The 17721-nt window shown below is 71.8% G+C and carries 14 protein-coding genes; 8 read left to right on the forward strand and 6 right to left on the reverse strand.

From position 1 onward, the window contains the following. Positions 1–47 precede the first annotated feature (47 nt). Positions 48–1550: an aromatic amino acid ammonia-lyase gene (locus KIS93_RS44750; RefSeq protein ID WP_080041383.1), complete on the forward strand. Its 1503-nt coding sequence runs from the start codon at positions 48–50 to the stop codon at positions 1548–1550. 3 nt (positions 1551–1553) lie between these two features. Here the strand turns inward: KIS93_RS44750 and KIS93_RS44755 are convergent, their stop codons facing one another. From KIS93_RS44755 to KIS93_RS44775, 5 genes are all read right to left on the reverse strand, one after another. Next, positions 1554–2405, reverse strand: coding sequence for a carbohydrate ABC transporter permease (locus tag KIS93_RS44755; protein ID WP_080041384.1), 852 nt, complete (start codon positions 2403–2405; stop codon positions 1554–1556). Then, positions 2402–3235, reverse strand: a complete 834-nt coding sequence (locus KIS93_RS44760; RefSeq protein WP_222107868.1) for a carbohydrate ABC transporter permease — start codon at positions 3233–3235, stop codon at positions 2402–2404. Before KIS93_RS44760 ends, KIS93_RS44755 begins: the two co-directional genes overlap by 4 nt. Before the next feature lie 182 nt (positions 3236–3417). After that, positions 3418–4725: an ABC transporter substrate-binding protein gene (locus KIS93_RS44765; protein WP_080041386.1), complete on the reverse strand. Its 1308-nt coding sequence runs from the start codon at positions 4723–4725 to the stop codon at positions 3418–3420. 213 nt (positions 4726–4938) lie between these two features. Then, positions 4939–5949 carry a LacI family DNA-binding transcriptional regulator gene (locus KIS93_RS44770; protein WP_230465436.1) on the reverse strand — a complete coding sequence of 337 codons (1011 nt, stop codon included), beginning with the start codon at positions 5947–5949 and terminating at the stop codon, positions 4939–4941. A gap of 50 nt (positions 5950–5999) precedes the next feature. Beyond that, positions 6000–8459 carry a glycoside hydrolase family 2 protein gene (locus KIS93_RS44775; protein WP_080041387.1) on the reverse strand — a complete coding sequence of 820 codons (2460 nt, stop codon included), beginning with the start codon at positions 8457–8459 and terminating at the stop codon, positions 6000–6002. Positions 8460–8729: 270 nt separating this feature from the next. On the opposite strand from KIS93_RS44775, the gene KIS93_RS67880 reads away from it, so the two are divergent. Next, positions 8730–11219, forward strand: a complete 2490-nt coding sequence (locus KIS93_RS67880) for a cellulase family glycosylhydrolase (protein ID WP_186404800.1) — start codon at positions 8730–8732, stop codon at positions 11217–11219. A gap of 15 nt (positions 11220–11234) precedes the next feature. Next, complete coding sequence (locus KIS93_RS44785) at positions 11235–12269, forward strand: glycoside hydrolase family 26 protein (protein ID WP_080041389.1); 1035 nt, start codon at positions 11235–11237, stop codon at positions 12267–12269. A gap of 348 nt (positions 12270–12617) precedes the next feature. On the opposite strand, the gene KIS93_RS44790 is transcribed toward KIS93_RS44785, so the two are convergent. Then, on the reverse strand, positions 12618–12833 hold the full coding sequence (locus tag KIS93_RS44790; protein ID WP_080041390.1) for a hypothetical protein: 216 nt from the start codon (positions 12831–12833) through the stop codon (positions 12618–12620). A gap of 192 nt (positions 12834–13025) precedes the next feature. On the opposite strand from KIS93_RS44790, the gene KIS93_RS44795 reads away from it, so the two are divergent. The 5 genes from KIS93_RS44795 (at position 13026) to KIS93_RS44815 (ending at position 17341) form a co-directional block, all read left to right on the forward strand. Further along, positions 13026–13907 (forward strand): GNAT family N-acetyltransferase, encoded by an 882-nt coding sequence (locus KIS93_RS44795; protein WP_080041391.1) that lies wholly within the window; start codon positions 13026–13028, stop codon positions 13905–13907. 178 nt (positions 13908–14085) lie between these two features. Then, complete coding sequence (locus KIS93_RS44800) at positions 14086–15135, forward strand: aromatic ring-hydroxylating oxygenase subunit alpha (protein ID WP_080041392.1); 1050 nt, start codon at positions 14086–14088, stop codon at positions 15133–15135. Between the two features lie 5 nt (positions 15136–15140). Next, positions 15141–15425: a hypothetical protein gene (locus KIS93_RS44805; RefSeq protein WP_222107869.1), complete on the forward strand. Its 285-nt coding sequence runs from the start codon at positions 15141–15143 to the stop codon at positions 15423–15425. Continuing rightward, complete coding sequence (locus KIS93_RS44810) at positions 15422–16372, forward strand: PDR/VanB family oxidoreductase (protein WP_080041393.1); 951 nt, start codon at positions 15422–15424, stop codon at positions 16370–16372. Before KIS93_RS44805 ends, KIS93_RS44810 begins: the two co-directional genes overlap by 4 nt. Positions 16373–16558: 186 nt before the next feature. Next, positions 16559–17341 carry an IclR family transcriptional regulator gene (locus tag KIS93_RS44815; protein WP_080041394.1) on the forward strand — a complete coding sequence of 261 codons (783 nt, stop codon included), beginning with the start codon at positions 16559–16561 and terminating at the stop codon, positions 17339–17341. Positions 17342–17721 lie beyond the last annotated feature (380 nt).

Consider the following 17721-nt stretch of genomic DNA (forward strand, 5'->3'; position numbering starts at 1 on the left):
GACGCAATCTCAGAGGTTTCTGAGAAACCGCGCCTATCGTCGGGATCATGACCGCAGCCGAAAGCCTGACCAGCACCAGTGTCGATCTCGATGCCCCGCTGACGGCCGCCGACCTGCGCCGCGCCGCGTCGCCGGTCTCCGTCGTGGCCGGCGACGGCGTGCGCGCCCGCGTCGAGCGCGGCCGCGCCTTCCTGCGCGACGTCCTGAACGAGGAGGAACGCCCGGTGTACGGCGCCACCACCGGCTTCGGCGCCCTGGTCGGCTTCCCGGGCCGGCAGGAGCAGGCCGACCAGTGCGACAACACGCTCGCCCACCTCGGCGCCGGCCAGGGCCCCGACCTGGACCCGGTCGTGTGCAGGGCCGCGCTCCTCGTCCGGGTGTGGTCCCTGGCGCAGGGCGTGTCCGGGGTGTCGGCGCACGTGGTGGACGGGCTCGCCGCGATGTTCGCGACGACGTTCGTGCCGGCGATCCCGCGTTACGGCTCGGTCGGCGCGAGCGGCGACCTGATCCCGCTCGCGTACGCCGCCCAGGCGCTGCGCGGCCGGGGGGACGCCTACGCCGATGGGCAGCGCATGCCGGCGTCCGAGGCGCTGCGCCGGACCGGGCTGACGCCGCTGACGCTCGACGGCCGCGACGCGCTCGCGCTCGTCAACGGCACCTCGCTCACCACCGCCGCGACCGCGCTGGCCCTCGACTCCGTCCGCGCCTCCCACCGGGCGCTCCAGGCGCTCACCTGCCTGCTGGCCGACCTGCTCGGCTGCGACCCCGGTTTCCTCGACCCGCGCCTGATGAGCGCGTACGGCCACCGCGGCGCCATCGACGTCGCCACGCGCATGCGCGAGACGCTGGCCGGAACCACCCCGTCGGGCACGCGGGCGTTACAGGAGCCGTACAGCATCCGCTGCTCCCCGCAGCTGCTGGGCGCGGCCGAGGACGCCCTGCGTTACGCCGGCGGCGTCGTCGCGGCCGACCTGTCCAGCGTGAGCGACAACCCGCTCTTCTTCCCCGCCGACGACCTCGTGGTGCACGGCGGCAACTTCTTCGGCCAGCCGGCCGCGTTCGCCTCCGACGTCCTCGCGATGGTCACCGCCCAGCTCGGCAACCTCGCCGAACGGCAGCTCGACCTCCTGGTCGATCCCACCCGCAACGGCGGACTGCCCCCGATGCTCGCCGCCGGCCCCGGCCGCCAGCACGGCATGCAGGGCGTGCAGCTCGCCACGACCGCCCTCGTGGCCGAGCTCCGTCACGCCGCCCTGCCGGCCGGCATGCAGAGCCTGCCGACGAACCTGCACAACCAGGACGTGGTGCCGTTCGGCACGCAGGCGGCGCTCCGGGCGTACGACATGGCCGCGCTGCTGGCCCTGCTGTGCGGCTCCCTGGCGGTCGGCCTGCGCCAGGCCGCCCACGTCGGCGCCCGCCGCCCCACCTCCCCGGCCTGCGCCGCCCTGCTCGACACGCTGTCGGAGGCCGTCCCGCCGATCGACCCCGACCGCCCGCTCGACGCCGACGTCCGCCGCGCCGCCGCCCTCCTGACCACGGAGCTGCCGTGAAGGTCACTTGGCCGCGCCCTGCGTCAGGCCGTTGTAGATGAAGCGCTGAAGCAGCAGGAACACGGCCAGCGTCGGGACGATCACCAGGATCGCCCCGGCCGAGATGTTCTCCCAGTGCGCCCCGAACGGCCCCTTGAAGCGGAACAGGGACGTGGAGATCGTGCCGAGGCTCTGGTCCGGCATGTAGAGGAACGGGATGTAGAAGTCGTTGTAGACGGCGATGCCCTTGACGATGACGACGGTCGCGACGGCCGGCTTGAGCAGCGGGAGGATGATCTTCCGGTAGATCGTGAACGAGGAGGCGCCGTCGAGGCGGGCGGCCTCGTCCACGGAGATCGGGATGCTGCGGATGAACTGCAGGAAGATGTAGATCGCGACGATGTCCGTGCCGAGGTACAGCATGATCGGGGCGAGGCGGGTGTTGAAGAGGCCAAGCTGGTCAATGACCTGAAATGTCGTGACCTGGGTGGTGATGCTGGGCACGAGCGTCGCGAACAGGAACAGCGCGACGATGAGCTTCTTGAGGCGGAAGGTGAAGCGGTCGATCGCGTACGCGGCCGCGGACCCGATGAACACCGTGCCCGTGATCGAGACGACCAGGATGACGAACGTGTTGAGCGCCGCCTCCGCCATCCGCCCCTTCTCGAAGGCGGTGACGTAGTTGGCCAGGTTGAGCCAGTCGCCGGGCGGCGTCAGCGGGCCGCTGCCGGCGGCCAGCTCGTCGGAGGTCTTCAGCGAGGTGAGCAGCACCACCCCGAGCGGCAGCAGCACGACCACGCTCGCCGCGATCAGCGACACGTACTTGAGGGCGCTCGCCACTCTGCTCGCCACACTGGCGCGCACTACGGTCGTCACGGGGTCACCCTTTCTTCGGGGACGATCCGCCGCTGCACCCACGCCACCAGCAGGATGATGACGAGGAGCACGACGGCGGCGGCCGAGGCCAGGCCGGTCTTGTCGAAGCGGAAGGCGAGCTTGATGGTCTGGATGACGAACGTCTCGCTCGCGCCGGCGCCGCCGGTCATGATGTACGGGATCTCGAAGACCGACAGGCAGCCGGAGATCGCCAGGATCGCGGTCAGCCCGATGAGCGGGCGCAACGAGGGCACGATGATGAAGCGGAACTGCTGCCACCGGTTGGCCCCGTCGAGCTCGGCGGCCTCGTACAGCTCCGGCGCGATCGACTGGATGCCGCCGAGGAAGAGCACGAAGTTGAGCCCCATGTAGCGCCACACCGAGACGCCGGCCAGCGAGTAGTTGACCAGGTCGGGGTCGCCGAGCCACAGGTGCTCGCCGCCGACGCCGAACAGCTTCAGCACGGTGTCGAACGTCCCCCCTTCCTGGAAGAAGTAGAGGAAGACGAAGCCGATCGCGACCCCGTTGATCAGGTAGGGGAAGAACAGGATGCCCTTGAACAGGTTGCGGAAGCGGGTGTTGAAGCTGAGGACGGTGGCGAAGTACAGCGCGAGCACGATCTGCAGCACGGCGGCGCCGAGGTAGTAGGCGCTGGCGACGAAGACCTTGAACAGCTCGGGGCGGGTGAAGATCTCGACGTAGTTCTCGAGGCCGGTGAAGGTGTAGTCGGGGCTGACGCCGTCCCAGTCGGTGAAGCTGTAGACGACCATGTTGACGATCGGCACGTACGAGAAGGTGATGAGGAGGGCCAGCGGCACGAGCAGGAACATCCACGGCGTCAGGCGCTGCCTCCAGCCGTGGCGCGGCCGCTGCCTGGAGTGCCGCGCCGCGTCCCGCGGGGCTCCCGCGGAGCCACGTCTCAGGGATGACGAGATCGGTGTCATCTCTGCCTTTCTTCGGTCGGCGCGCGGTGCCGGCGCGCCTGGTCGGGCCGGCACCACGGGCGGGGGTGTCAGGCGGCGGCCTGCCGGCCGGCCTTCCACCGGGCGGACAGGTCGGCGAGCACGCTGTTCAGGTCGCCCTTGGCGGCGCCGCGGGCGACGTCGATGAGCTTCTGCCGGTAGTCGGGCGCCTTGATCCCGACCTCGGACTCCTTGTCGATGGTGTCGACGAGGATGCGCTGGTCGGTCTCCAGCTCGATGAGCTTGACGCCGGCGTCGCTGTACGGCTTCAGCGCCGACGGCAGCGGGTCGGACTTGACCGGCGAGACGCCCTGGTTGGTGGCGGAGAAGCCGGACTTGTCGACGAACCAGTCGAGCCAGGCCCGCGCCGCCGCCTTGTTCGGGGAGTGGCTGTTGACCGCGTACTGGTAGTCGGGGTTGAGCACCGAGCAGAACGAGCCTCCGACCTGGGATGGGAAGGGCATGAACGCGATCGAGTCGGGGCTCTGGCCGGCCGTGGTGGCGGCGGCCCGCATCTGCGGGATCGCCCAGGAGCCGAGCCACATCGCGCCGATCTTGCCGGTGGCGATGAACTTCTTGGAGTCCTCCCAGTTGGTGGTGGTCGGGTCCTTCTCGGTGAGCTGCTGGTGCACGGCGTTGAACAGCAGGGAGTCGATGACGTTGAGGTCCTTGCCGGGGGCCCACGGATCGCCGGTGGCCATCGCCGCCTCGGCCTTGGTGTCGCAGGTGACCGAGCCGTTGGCGTTGGTCCAGTTGGTGAGCGGCCAGCCGTCCTTGTAGTTGGTGTAGAGCGGGGTGGCGCCGGTCTTGTCCTTGACGGCCTTCAGCCCGGCGAGGAACTCCTCCGGCGTCTTGGGCCAGTCGGTGACGCCGGCCTTGGCCCACAGGTCCTTGTTGTAGACGAAGCCGTTGGCCGAGGCGAAGGAGACGATGCCGTACACCTGGTCCTTCACGGTGCCGGACTGGATGAACTTGTACTTCTGCGACAGCTCGGCGGCCGAGCCGAGGGGGGCGAAGAACTTCGGGTAGTCGCCCTTGGCGATGTTGTTCGGGATCAGCAGCACGTCACCGTAGTTCTCGGTGTTCATGCGGATCTTGACTTCGCCCTCGTAGTCGGTGATCGCCTCGAACTTCACCTGGACGCCGGGGTAGACCTTGGCGAAGTCGTCGGCGTACTTCTTCATCGTGCCGTCGTTCACCAGGTCGGTGCGGTTGGTCAGTACGGTGATCTCGCCGGAGACCTTCGACGGGTCGCTCGCCGCCGTGGCGGGCGCCGTGCTCCGTCCGCTGCCGCCGCAGGCGGCGGCCAGCGCCGCGGTCACCGCGAGGGCCAGACCGGTCAGCGCAAGTCTGCGCATCTCACACCATCTCCTAAGGGAAGCACCGGGGTTGCGGTGAACAGTGGCATGTCGCGTTTAGGCGTAAAAGGGACGAAGCACTGAAGATACATAACCGTTACAAGGTGTTCAGTTCAGTCGTCGATCGACATGTCTGATGAGCTGGGAAAACTACTACTAGAGCGGTTTAGTAGCCGTAGGGCATGCGAGGGCCGCGTCCGGTGACAAGCGGGGTCAGTGGGCCCGGGCGGTGGTGCCGCGCGGGACGAGCACGGGCGTCGGCACCGCGCCCACCTCCGCGTCGCCGTGGTCGATGAGGTCCATGAGGCGGCGCGTGACCTCGGCGCCGAAGGCGAAGACGTCGTGGCTCATCGCCGACAGCGGCGGATGCGTGAGCCGGCAGAGCTGGGAGTCGTCCCAGGCCAGCAGCGACAGCTCGGCGGGCACGGACACGCCCATCTCGGTCGCCACCGACAGGCCGGCCACGGCCATGATGTCGTTGTCGTACAGGATGGCCGTGGGCCGCTGGGCGCTGGCCAGCAGCGCCCGCGTGGCGCGGGCGCCCTGCTCGCCGGAGAAGTCGGTGGGCAGGATCCGGCCGGGCTCGAGGTTGAGGTCGGCGACCGCCTTGGCGAACGCCTCGCTCCTGATCATGCTGTGACCGAGCGTGGCGGGGCCGCCCACCCGCGCGAGCCGCCGGTGCCCGAGCGCCGCCAGGTAACGCACCGCCTCGGTGACCGCCGCGCCGTCGTCGGTCCAGACCGACGGCAGCCCGCCGGTCAGGTCGGGATGCCCGACGGCGATCACCGGCAGCCCCAGCGCCGCGATCGGCGCCACGCGCGGGTCGTCGACGGTGAAGTCGACCATGATGGAGCCGCTGATCTGCTTGCTGCGCCCCCACCCGTCCAGAACGCCGATCTCCTCATCGACGTCGTGCACGAGCCGCAGCAGCAGCGAGTACGACCGCTCGACCAGCACGCTCTCGATGCCGGAGACGAACTCCATGTAGAACGGCTCCAGCCCCAGCATGCGGGCCGGCCGGGCGATGACCAGCCCGATGTTGCTGACCTGCGTGGCGGCCGACGACAGGGAGCGGGCCGCCTGGTTGGGCAGCCAGCCCAGCTCGCGGGCGGCCTTGAGCACCTTCTCCCGCGTGGCCGCGGACACGCCCGGCTTGTCGTTCATCGCCAGCGACACCGAGCCCTTGGACACTCCGGCGCGCGCCGCGACCTCGGCGATCGTCACCTTCCCACCCGGGCGGGCGGCAGCTCTCATGGCCGGTCCCATGGGCGGTCTCATGGGCGGGGAACCCCTTCCGCCGCGTTGACACTGAACAGCGCCGATCGTACGGCGGCCTCGTCGAGGCGGGCGGCGTCGGCCAGGCCGCGCACGGTGATCGTGACGCTCTCGCCGGGCAGCAGCGTGACCAGCCCGCGGTCGGCGCTCGCGGCGGGGCCGAGCCGGTCGGCCTGCAGCAGCAGGTCGCGGACGAAGGCGCGGGCGGTGATCACAACCACGAGCGTACCGCCGGAGGCGTCCAGCCGCAGGTCGAGCTCGGCGGGCGGGTAGCCGAACTCCTTGTCGGGCCCGCCGAGCACGACGTCGCGCAGGTCGCCGGCGTCGGCCACGAGCAGCTCCTCGTGCGCCTCCTTGAACTCGGCGACGGTCAGCGGCAGCAGCGCGACCGTGCGCGGCGGCACGTCGAACGGCACGTGCTCCTCGGCCAGGACCGTCCCGTCGGCACGCAGCCTGCGGACCAGGGCCGTACCCCGCCACCGCGAGGGCGACTGGTTGTCGGCGGCGAGCACGCGGGCGCCGTCCCGGCGCTGGAAGGTCAGCAGCCGGTCGGCGTACAGGCGGCGCAGCTCGTGGTAGAGCGGCTTGAGCCGCTCGGCGCCGTCGATCGCCGCCCACGAGGTGACCGGCCAGCAGTCGTTGAGCTGCCAGACGACGGTGCCGCCGCAGACCGGCCAGTGGGAGCGCCAGTGGGCGACGCCGGTCGCGACGGCGCGGGCCTGGTTGACCTGGGTGAGGTAGTGCCACTGGTCGAAGTCGGCGGGGACGGTGAAGTGGTGGGCCAGGCCCCGGTCGAGCTTGCCGTTGCCGTCCTCGGCCTTCTGGTGGTGCAGCATGCCGGGCGAGGCCGAGGTCAGGGGGTCGTCGCCGAGCCATTCGCGCAGGGTGGCGTGGGCGGGCGGCGCCTGCCAGCCGAACTCGGCGGCGAAGCGCGGCACGTGGTCGAGGTAGTCGCTGTAGTCGCGGCGGTTCCACGCCTCCCAGAAGTGGGAGGGGCCGTGCGCGGGGTCGTTGGGGTGCCGCTCCCACGAGCCCGACCAGGGGCTGCCCGCCTGGTACGGGCGGGTCGGGTCGAGCTCGGCCACCACGCGCGGCAGCAGCCCGAGGTAGTAGCCCTCGCCCCAGCTGTCGCCGGCCAGCTTCGGCTCCCAGCCCCAGTCGCGAAAGCCCCACAGGTTCTCGTTGTTGCCGTTCCAGAGGACGAGGCTGGCGTGCGGGCTGAGCCGGGTGACGTTCTCGCGGGCCTCGGCCTCGATCTCGCCGCGCAGCGGCTGCTCCTCGGGGTAGGCGGCGCAGGCGAACAGGAAGTCCTGCCAGACCATCAGGCCGAGCTCGTCGCAGGCGTCGTAGAAGGCGCGGTCCTCGTAGATGCCGCCGCCCCAGACGCGGACCAGGTCCACGCCGGCCTCTGCCGCCTGGACGAGGCGGCGGCGGTAGCGCTCGGGGGTGACGCGGGCGGGCAGGGCGTCGTCGGGGATCCAGTTGACGCCGCGGGCGAAGATCGGCTGCCCGTTGACGCGCAGGGTGAAGGCGGTGCCGTGCTCGTCGGGCGAGCGGTCCAGCTCCACCGTGCGGAAGCCGACGCGGCGCTCCCACCGGTCCAGGACGCGGCCGGCGTCGGACAGGGTGACGACGCAGTCGTACAGGGGCTGCTCGCCGTAGCCGCGCGGCCACCACAGCTCGGGCTCCGGCACCTCCAGCGCGATCACGGCGCTACTGGTGGAGACGGCCCGGACGGCGGTGTGCCCGGCGGCCTCGATGGTGAGGGTCAGCTCGCGGCCCGCGCCGGAGGCGGCGCGCTCCAGCTCGACGTGCGCCTCGATCCTGCCGTCACCGTTGGTGACGGTGACCAGCGGCCGGACGGAGGCGAGCCGGGCGGTGCTCCAGCTCTCCAGCCGCACGGGACGCCAGATGCCGGCGGTGACGAGGGTGGGCCCCCAGTCCCAGCCGAAGGAGGCGGCCATCTTCCTGATGTAGTTGAACGGCTCCGGATACTCGTTCGGCCGCGCGCCGAGGCGCTCGCGCAGCGCCTCGGCCTCGGTGTAGGCCGAGGTGAACAGCACCGTCAGGGCCGAGCCTTCGTGCACGCGGCCGGTCACGTCGAAGCGGTAGGAGCGGTGCATGTTGCGGGTCTGGCCCAGCTCCCGCCCGTCGAGCAGCACCCGGGCGACGGTGTCGAGGCCGTCGAAGACCAGGTCCGTACGCTCGAAGCCGGCCGGCGCCGCGCCCAGCACGGTGTCATAACGCCAGTCGGCCCGCCCCGCCCACGCCACCTCCAGCTCGTTGAGGTCGCGGTACGGGTCGGGGATCAGCCCGGCCGCCAGGAGGTCGGCGTGCACGCAGCCGGGCACCTGGGCGGGCACGGCCTCGTCGCGCAGACCGGCGACCTCGGCGGGCGCCTGCCCGCCCGCCAGCCGGAGCGTCCATCCCGAGTCCAGCGACCTACTCTGCTTCGTCAACCGTCTGCTCCTTGGTCATGACAATGGGACAAACGCCCCCAGACGTCCGACAAGGTAGCGATATCGACCTGAACGTGTCTAGACCGTTTTAGGTCTTCACTAAACAAGCAGGTCGCGGAGGCGGCTTGTCGCCCCGTTCTGGGCCCTGGTGGCGCCCCAGCCACTGAACCGGTTTCTCGTCGTTGACATCGTTGTCGTTCCGGATTTATGGTCAGGGCACTTATTCGGTAAAGCAAACGTTCAGCCGAATGACGAGAAAGGCCCAGCCCCATGCGATCCCCCCGATGGGCGAGCCTCGCCGCGGTCGTCCTGGCCCTCTCCCTGGCCCCGCCCGCGCACGCCTCCCCCGCCCCGACGGACCCTGCCCGGTTCGTGACCCGCTCGGACTCCCGCCTCACCCTCGACGGCAAGCCGTTCCGCTTCGCCGGCACCAACATCTACTGGCTCGGCCTGGACGAAAACGTCGGCGGCGTCGCCTATCCGACGTTCTTCCGCATCCGCGACGCCCTCGACACCGCCAAGGCCATGGGCATGACCGTGGTGCGCTCGCACATGCTGGCCTCCACCGGCAACCCCCTGTCGATCCTGCCGTCGAAGGAGGCCGGCTTCAACGACGCGGCGTTCGCGACGGTGGACTACGCGATCGCGTACGCCGGCTCGATCGGCCTGCGCCTGATCCTGCCGCTGACCGACGAGTGGGCCTACTACCACGGCGGCCACCGCGACTTCACCGAGCCCTACGGCCTGCCGCCGGAGGCGTTCTACACCGACGAGCGCGTGATCGCCGACTACCAGGCCTACGCCGAGCACGTGATGCGCCGGGTCAACCCGCTGACCGGCCGCGCCTACAACGCCGACCCCACCATCATGGCCTGGGAGTTCGGCAACGAGCTGGAGGGCATGACGCTCGACTGGATCAACCGCAACGCCGCCGCGTTCAGGACGTGGGCGCCGCGCCAGCTCATCGCGGCCGGCCGCCGCTTCGACATCGACGCCGACACGCTCGCCGCGCCCGGCGTGGACATCGTGGACGTGCACTACTACCCGCCGACGGCCGAGCGGGTCGCCGCCGACGCGGCCACGGTGACCGGCGCCGGCAAGGTCTACCTCGCCGGCGAGTACGCCTCCACCGCGGCCACCAAGGAGCTGCTCACCCCGCTCGCCGCGAACCGCGACGTCACCGGCATGCTGTCGTGGTCGCTGTTCGGCCACCACGACAGGAACGGCTTCGTCCAGCACGACGACGGCTTCACCCTGCACTATCCGGGCGACGACGCGCGCATGCGGGCCGCCGTCGAGGCGCAGGCCGCCTTCGCCGCGCAGGTCTCCCCCGCCACCGGCCGCCCCGCCCGCGTCGGGCCGCCGCTCATCACGCAGGTGGACAAGCGCGGCGGGCTGAACGAGCTGCGCTGGCGGGGCGCGGCCGGCGCCGCCGGCTACGTCGTGGAGCGCGCCCGGCACGGCCGCTGGAGCGCCGCCCACCAGGGGCTGCTCACCGACAACCAGACGCCCTGGATCGACCCGGAGGCGACGGGCGAGGTCTCCTACCGCGTCGTCCCGGTCGACCGGGACGGCCGCCGCGGCACGCCCTCGGAGCCGGTGCGGGTCACCGGCTCGCAGGTCGCGCTCGTGGACCCGCTGCAGACGACGGACCTGGCCGACGGCCACGCGAACGTCACCATCACCCCTGCGGCGGCGGTCGCCGCGGGCGAGGCGTGGCTGTCGTGGAGCCGCCCCGGGCTGCGGCGGGCGCGTTTCGACGTGGCGGGCCGGCCGCGGATCAAGGTGCAGGTCTCCGACGACGGCTCCACCTGGCGTACCGTGCGGCACGAGAGCGGCGACGGCCGCGTGACGGCCGAGACCGAGCACGAGAGCACCGGCGGCCAGGTGACGGCCGAGATCGAGGGCGCCGGGCACGTCCGCGTGGTCTGGAGCGGCGGCGGGGGGCTGACCCGGGCCACCCTCTGGTCGGCCGACCCCGCCCCCGTCTCCGCGCCTCCCGCCGCCCCCGCGGCGCTCACCCCGGCTCCCGGCGCCCGTGACGTGCTCGGCACCCCGGCGTTCACCTGGAGCCCTTCGCCGGGCGCGAGCTTCTACACGCTCACCGTCTCCGAGCACGCCGACCTCAGCGACCCCGTGCTGACGGCCACCGCGATCACCGGGACCGAGCACCGGCCGCCGGAGCAGCTCGAACCCGGCGTCACCTACTCCTGGCGGGTCACCGCGGTCAACGCGGCCGGCCGCACCTCCGGCGCAGTGTCGTCCTTCGCCACCCGCCCACTGCCCGCTTCCCCCGCCGTCGTGGACGACTTCACCGGCTACGCCGACTCGGCCCAGCTGGCCGCCGCCTACCCGGGCAACCCCGGCGGCGACCCGATCACGCCGTCGCTGCTGCCCGGCCAGGGCATGCGGCTGGACTACACGCTCGGCGGCGCCGGGTACGCGGGCGTCACCCGTACCTTCTCGCCCGCCCTGGACGTGTGGGGCCAGCACGGCCTCGAACTGCGGCTCGCCCGGACCGGCGCGCCCGCGAAGATCACCGTCCAGTTCGTCACCGGCGGCGTCTACTTCGAGCACACCCTCGACGCCGCACCGGACGGAGTGGTCCGCGTCCCGTTCACCGCGTTCGACCACCCGAGCTGGGCCGGCGCCGGCCCGCTCGACCTGACCCGCTTCGAGCAGCTCTCGTTCTACGCCGGCGGCGGGCCGGGCACCGGCACGCTCACCGTCGGCCAGGTCACCGCCTATCCCGCCCCGTAGGAAAGGACACCCCCCATGCGCCGCCTGTTACTGACCCTGGCGGTGGCCGTGGCCACCGTCGCGAGCCTGGCCACGCCCGCGCACGCCTTCCCCGCCGCCACCCGCGCCGACCTCATCGGCTTCCTGACCGGGATCTCCGGCCGGTACACCCTGTCCGGCCAGCACAACCGCGAGCCCAACAGCGACCCCACCAAGTACACCCGCGTCGCCCAGGGCATCACCGGCCAGACGCCCGGCCTGTGGGGCGGCGACTTCCTGTTCGCCTCCTCCGACGTCTCCAGCCGCCAGACGATGATCGACGAGGCCGTCCGGCAGTGGCAGGGCGGCTCCGTCGTGGCACTGACCTGGCACATGTGCCCGCCCACCACCGGCCCCACCTGCGGCTGGGACTCGAACGGGGTGCTCAGCCACCTGTCCGACAGCCAGTGGAGCCGGCTCGTCACCGACGGCACGAGCCTCAACAACGCCTTCAAGAGCCGGCTCGCCGAAGCCGTGCCCTACCTGCGCCGGCTCCAGAACGCCGGCGTGCCCGTGCTGTGGCGGCCCCTCCACGAGATGAACGACGGATGGTCGTGGTGGGGCGGCCGGCCCGGCGCCTCGGGCAGCAGGAAGCTGTACCAGATCACCCACGACTACTACACGGCGCAGGGGCTGACGAACCTCGTGTGGGTCTGGAACGTCAAGGACGTCTCCATGGGCTCCATCGGCGACTACTGGCCCGGCTCGTCGTACGCCGACGTGGCCTCCCTGGACGTGTGGGCCAAGCTGGAGCCCTCCTCCTCCGACTACCAGGCGATGCTCAACGTGGCCGGCGGCAAGCCGATCTCCCTGGCCGAGGTGGGCCGCGCCCCCAGCCCGGCACTGCTCGACGCGCAGCCGCGCTGGACGTGGTTCATGGTGTGGGCCGAATGGCTGACGAACCCGTCGTACAACACGAACGCGAGCGTGCAGGCCAGCTACTTCGGGCCGCGCGTGTACAACCGCGGCGAGTTCACCATCGGCCCGCATGAGGGGAGCGCTCGGAACTCCGTCACACGCGCAGGACGGTGACCTGGCGGCCGGCGTACGCAGCGTGGTCGTCTTGCCGGTCTGCCAGGGCGCCTGCAGCACGAAGTAGCGGTCCATCTCGATGAGCGCCCGGGCCTCGGGAAGCCGTGGTGCGGGCGGCAGCGTGTAGGGGAGCCGCGGAGCCCAGGGGCCGGGTCGCGTCCGATGATTTGCCCAAAGCCCGGCAGATGTGGCAGATCGCCCGCCGAGCCGGAGGCAAAGATGGGCTTGCGGTGGCGGGCGGGGGCGTCGATCGGGGATGATGGCACGTGAACGCGGCCCCTGTTCCCGATCGACTGGCGTAGACACCCAATGATCATCAGGGGTCGCGTTTGCCATCCGCGCCCGCGGCTACTTGAGGGAGTCGAGGCGCTTGCGGCCCTTGTCCGTCAGCTCCGCCAGGTGCACCGCGATGCCGAAGCTGGTCAGGCCCGACCTGCTCGCCGCGGTGAACTCCGCGATCACCTCGTCCGACGGGAACTCCTTGACCAGCACGTCGTAGGCCTCGTGCCCGTGGTCGCGGATGGCGGCGAGGATCATGTCGGTGTTCAGCTCGGATCGTGCCACGATCTCCTCCAGCGGGTCGTCCTGCCCTTCGCAGTTTCCCCCATCTGGAGGGCTTGGTAAATCGTCCGCTAGAGTGTGATCGCGTTCGATGTCGGAACCCGTCGGTGAGGGAGGTGTGCAGCAGATGCGCACGACTGTTCAGCAGCGCGACCTCGGCTCTGCTCTCATCCACCTCCTCCACACGGAGACATCGTGTCGATTCGCATCACCCCTCTGATCGATCCGCAGACGACGCCGTCCAGCCGGCGCCTCGCCTGGCTCGCCACCCTGCCCGCCGGCACTCCCGCCGGGTCGGCCTTTCTACGGCTGTTCCTGAAGGCGGGCCAGGATCACCTGGCCGAGCTCGACGTGCACGTCCACCCGGCCGAGCGGCGCAAGGGCGCCGGCTCCCTCCTGCTGGGCGCCGCGCTGGAGGCGGCCCGCCAGGAGGGCCGGCGCCGCGTCATCGCGCAGGCGGAGCCCGGCTCGGCGGCGGAGGCGTTCCTGTCCGCGCACGGTTTCCGCACCGTTCTGACCCTGACGTACGCGCGGCTGCCGCTGGCTCGGGCGAGCCTCGGCGATCTTGACGCGATCGCCCGCAGCCCACACCCTGGCTACCGGCTGGTCTCGTGGGACGGGGTCGTGCCCGACGAGCTGGCCCCGACGTTCGCCGCGTCCCGCCGCGCCATGGACGACATGCCCATGGACGACACCGACTTCGGCACCGTGAGCTGGGACGTCGACCGCGTTCGAGAGGCGGCGCTGGCCATCGGGAAGCGCGGCGATTTCCTGCACACCGTCGCCGCCGTCGCGGAGTCCGACGGGGCCGTCGTGGGCTTCACCGAGCTGGTCGTCCCAGGGGACGGCAAGGGTGACGCCCAGCACTACGGCACCGGGGTGCTGCCCGAGCATCGCGGGCACGGCCTCGCCCGCTGGATGAAGGCCGAGGCCATCCGGCAGGCCCGCGAGCGCTACCCGTACCTTGAGGGGCTGCTGACCGACACCGCCGACAGCAACCGCCCCATGCGCGCCGTCAACGACGCGCTCGGCTACCTGCCGACGCACAAGATGGCGACGCTGCAGCTCGACCTGTAGCGGCGGATCCGCCCCCGTGATCAGGCCCGGCCTGATCACGGGGGTGCTGGTGCCGGACGACCGGGAGGGGCACGCCGGCACGTTCGTTTTCCGGCATCCGGGAAACGCGATTCCGCGCCGGGGTGATGCGGGTCACCATCGTTCGCACCAGCGACCGACCGCCGAAGGAGCCGAAGCGATGGTGAGCATCCCCCGCGACCAGTGGTACGTCGCCGCGTACGGGCGCGAGATCGGGCACGACCTGTTCAACCGCACCGTCTGCGGCGAGTCCATCCTGTTCTGGCGCACCCGCGCCGGAGCCGTCACCGCCGTCTCCGACCGCTGCGTGCACCGCCGCTTCCCGCTCTCCGAGGCGCCCAGCCGGCTGGTCGACGACCAGGTGGTGTGCGGCTACCACGGCTTCACCTACGGCGCGGACGGCGGCTGCGTGGCCGTGCCCGGCCAGACCCGGGTGCCGCGGACCGCCCGGCTCAAGAGCTACCCGGTCGTCGAGCAGGACTCGTTCGTGTGGGTGTGGATCGGCGACCCGGCCAAGGCCGACGCGTCCCGCATCCCCCGGGCGCCGTGGCTCGACGCGCCCGGCTGGACCACCGTGTCGGGCATGGAGCCGCTCAACGCCCGGTTCGGGCTGCTCGTGGACAACCTGCTTGACCTGTCGCACGAGACGTACCTGCACAGCGGCTACATCGGCACGCCCGAGGTGGCCGCCACCCCGATCACCACCGAGGTCGACGACGAGGCCGGCGTCGTCTACGTCAGCCGGCACATGGACGACGCCGAGTGCCCGCCCTTCTACGCCAAGTCCACCGGCCTGGCCGGGCGCATCATGCGCTGGCAGGACATCGAGTACACCCCGCCGTGCCTGTACAAGCTGCACTCGCGCATCGCACCCCTCGGCGTGCTGCCGGGCGCCGACGGCAGCGACCCCGACGCCTTCCACGTCGAGGTCGTGTACGCCATCACGCCCGAGACCGAGCACACCACCCACGACTTCTGGGCCGTCGCCCGCGACTTCGCCCTCGACGACCAGGGCGTGTCCGACTTCCTGGCCGAGCAGAACCGGACCGTCGTCCTCCAGGACGTCGCCGCCCTGAACGTCCTGGAGCAGGTGATCGCCACCGAGCCGGCCGGGTACCAGGAGCTGTCCATCAACATCGACACCGGCGGGCTCGCGGCCCGCCGCCTCCTGGCCCGGCTCACGGAGCAGGGCGCGGCGAGCCGGGCATGAACGGCATGGATGCGGTACGTCTGCACGCCGGGCGTGATGTGCTGCGGGTGGTGTGGCTGCCGGGCAGCGACCTGCTGCGGGGCACCTGCCACTGCGGCGCCACGCACGTGGCCGAAGGGCCGGTCGAGGTGTGGGAGTGGCTGCTCGCCCACCCGACCGGTCACTCCGCCCCGAGCACGCCGGCACCTTCGGGCGCGGGAGCGGTGGCGGGGTCGGATGGAGTGGCGGCGTCGGATGCGGTGGCGCCTGCGGATGCGGTCGCGTCTGCGGATGTGAGGGTCGCGCGATGACCCGGAGCTCCACCGTCGTCGAGGAGCGCAAGCTCGTCGTGCATTCCCGCGCCCGGGCCGCCGACGAGGTGATCACCCTCGACCTGCGTGACCCGGACGGCGCCGAGCTGCCGTCCTGGACGCCCGGCGCTCACCTCGACCTCGTCCTCGCCGGCGACCTGGTGCGCCAGTACTCGCTCTGCGGCGACCCCGCCGACCGCACGACCTGGCGCATCGCCGTGCTGCGCGAGCCGGGCGGCCGGGGCGGCTCAGCGTTCGTCCACGACGAGCTGCACCCGGGCGCCACGATTCTGGTACGCGGCCCGCGCAACCACTTCCCGCTGCACCCGGCACCCCGCTACCTGTTCATCGCCGGCGGGATCGGCATCACCCCGATCCTGCCCATGGTGGCGGCGGCCGAGGCGGCCGGCGCGGAGTGGCGGCTGGCGTACGGGGGGCGGTCGCGGGCGTCGATGGCGTTCGCCCGGGACCTGGGCGACGACGACCGGGTGACGGTGTGGCCGCAGGACGAGCGCGGCCTGCTCGACCTCGACGCCCTGCTGGCGGAGGCGGCGCCGGGCACGCTCGTCTACTGCTGCGGCCCGGCCCCGCTGCTGGCCGCCGTCGAGGAGCGCTGCCCGCCGGACGTCCTGCACCTGGAACGCTTCACCCCCAAGGACGCCGGCCCTCCCCTCCTCAGCGGACCCTTCGAGGTGGAGCTGGCCGGCTCCGGCCGCACGCTCACCGTCCCGCCGGGCCGCTCGATCCTGGACGTGGTGGAGGAGGCCGGCGTGCCGGTACTGTCGTCGTGCCGGGAGGGCACCTGCGGCACCTGCGAGACGGGGGTGCTCGCCGGCGCGGTGGACCATCGCGACTCGCTCCTCAACGCGGAGGAGCGGGCGGCCAATGACGTGATGTTCATCTGCGTCTCCCGCGCCGCCGGCCCGAAACTGGTCCTCGACCTCTGACCCTCCCGACGCCCCTTCCAGAAACCACCCGAACCGACAAACCTCCGAGAACCCAGCCGAACCTCCGAGAAACCGGCTGAACCGACGAACCCTCAGTCCTCCGAGAAACCGGCCGAACCGACGAACCTTCGATCCTCCGAGAAGCCGCACAAGCCGACGAACCTCTGATCCTCCGGGGAGCCGTCCATGCCGATTCCCGCGCCCCGTCAACCCGCCGAGCGCACCGGCCCGGTCGTGGCCCGCGCGTTGCAGATCCTCGGCGTGTTCACGCCAGACCGGCGTGCGCTAACGCTCAGCGAGCTGTCCCGGCACGCCGGCATGCCGGTCTCGACCGTGCACCGGCTGGTGTCGGACCTCGTGGCCTGGGGTGCGCTGGAGCGGGATCCGGCCGGATGCTTCCACATCGGCCTGCGCCTGTGGGAGCTGGGCTCGCTGGCGCCGCGCGGTCTCGGCCTGCGGGAGGCGGCGCTGCCGTACCTGGAGGATCTGTCGCAGGTCACCCGGGAGAACGTGCAGCTCGCCGTGCGGGAAGGGACGGAGGTGGTGTTCGTGGAGCGGATCGCGGGCAGCAAGGCCGTCCCCGTGCTCACCCGCGTCGGCGGCCGTTTCGCCCTCACGGCGACCGGCGTCGGGCTGGTCCTGCTCGCCCACGCTCCCGCCGACGTCCAGGAGCAGGTGCTGAACGCGCCCATCACCCGCTACACCGAGCGCACCATGACGGACCCGCGCCGCATCCGCGCCGCCCTCGCCGACACCCGCTCCCGCGGTTACGCGGTGAGCGACCGCCAGGTCACCATGGACGCGCTGTCGGTCGCGGCGCCCATCCGCGACGCCCAGGGCGAGGTGACGGCCGCCGTCTCCCTCGTCGTCCGGCACGGGGGCGCCGCTCCGCACACCCTGGCCCCGCTCCTGCTCACCAGCGCCCGCGCCATCTCCCGCGCCCTCCCCGCCGCAGCGACACGAGCTTGACAGCCTCGCGCCTAACCCGGCCCCCCGCCCACGCGACGGCCGCCCCCGCACCCGGCCGCCCGGCCCGCGCACGGTGTGCGGCGCCCCACCGCCGCCTCCCCCGCCCGGCCGCCCCGGCAGGGGGCTGCGCGAGTTCCGTGTCGTCGAGCGACGTGGCGCTGATCCCTGGTGGGAGGCGATGCCGCACGGGGCGTGATCCGCTCGCGGGAGGCGATGCCGCACGGGGCCTGATCCGCTCGCGGGAGACGATGCCGCACGGGGCCTGATCCGCTCGCGGGAGACGATGCCGAGCGGGGCCTGATCCGCTCGCGGGAGGCGATGCGGCACGGGGTGGGCATCATGCGCGGGTGCCGTTCGACGGGGTGCGGGCTGGTGGAGAG

This window comes from [Actinomadura] parvosata subsp. kistnae, assembly GCF_900323885.1.
Lineage (GTDB): Bacteria > Actinomycetota > Actinomycetes > Streptosporangiales > Streptosporangiaceae > Nonomuraea > Nonomuraea composti.

Coding starts and splice junctions, on each gene's coding strand:
- KIS93_RS44765 (WP_080041386.1), bottom strand. CDS start 4,725: ATGCGCAGACTTGCGCTGACCGGTCTGGCCCTCGCGGTGACCGCGGCG.
- KIS93_RS44800 (WP_080041392.1), top strand. CDS start 14,086: ATGGTGAGCATCCCCCGCGACCAGTGGTACGTCGCCGCGTACGGGCGC.
- KIS93_RS44805 (WP_222107869.1), top strand. CDS start 15,141: ATGGATGCGGTACGTCTGCACGCCGGGCGTGATGTGCTGCGGGTGGTG.
- KIS93_RS44750 (WP_080041383.1), top strand. CDS start 48: ATGACCGCAGCCGAAAGCCTGACCAGCACCAGTGTCGATCTCGATGCC.
- KIS93_RS44815 (WP_080041394.1), top strand. CDS start 16,559: ATGCCGATTCCCGCGCCCCGTCAACCCGCCGAGCGCACCGGCCCGGTC.
- KIS93_RS44760 (WP_222107868.1), bottom strand. CDS start 3,235: ATGTTCCTGCTCGTGCCGCTGGCCCTCCTCATCACCTTCTCGTACGTG.
- KIS93_RS44810 (WP_080041393.1), top strand. CDS start 15,422: ATGACCCGGAGCTCCACCGTCGTCGAGGAGCGCAAGCTCGTCGTGCAT.
- KIS93_RS67880 (WP_186404800.1), top strand. CDS start 8,730: ATGCGATCCCCCCGATGGGCGAGCCTCGCCGCGGTCGTCCTGGCCCTC.
- KIS93_RS44785 (WP_080041389.1), top strand. CDS start 11,235: ATGCGCCGCCTGTTACTGACCCTGGCGGTGGCCGTGGCCACCGTCGCG.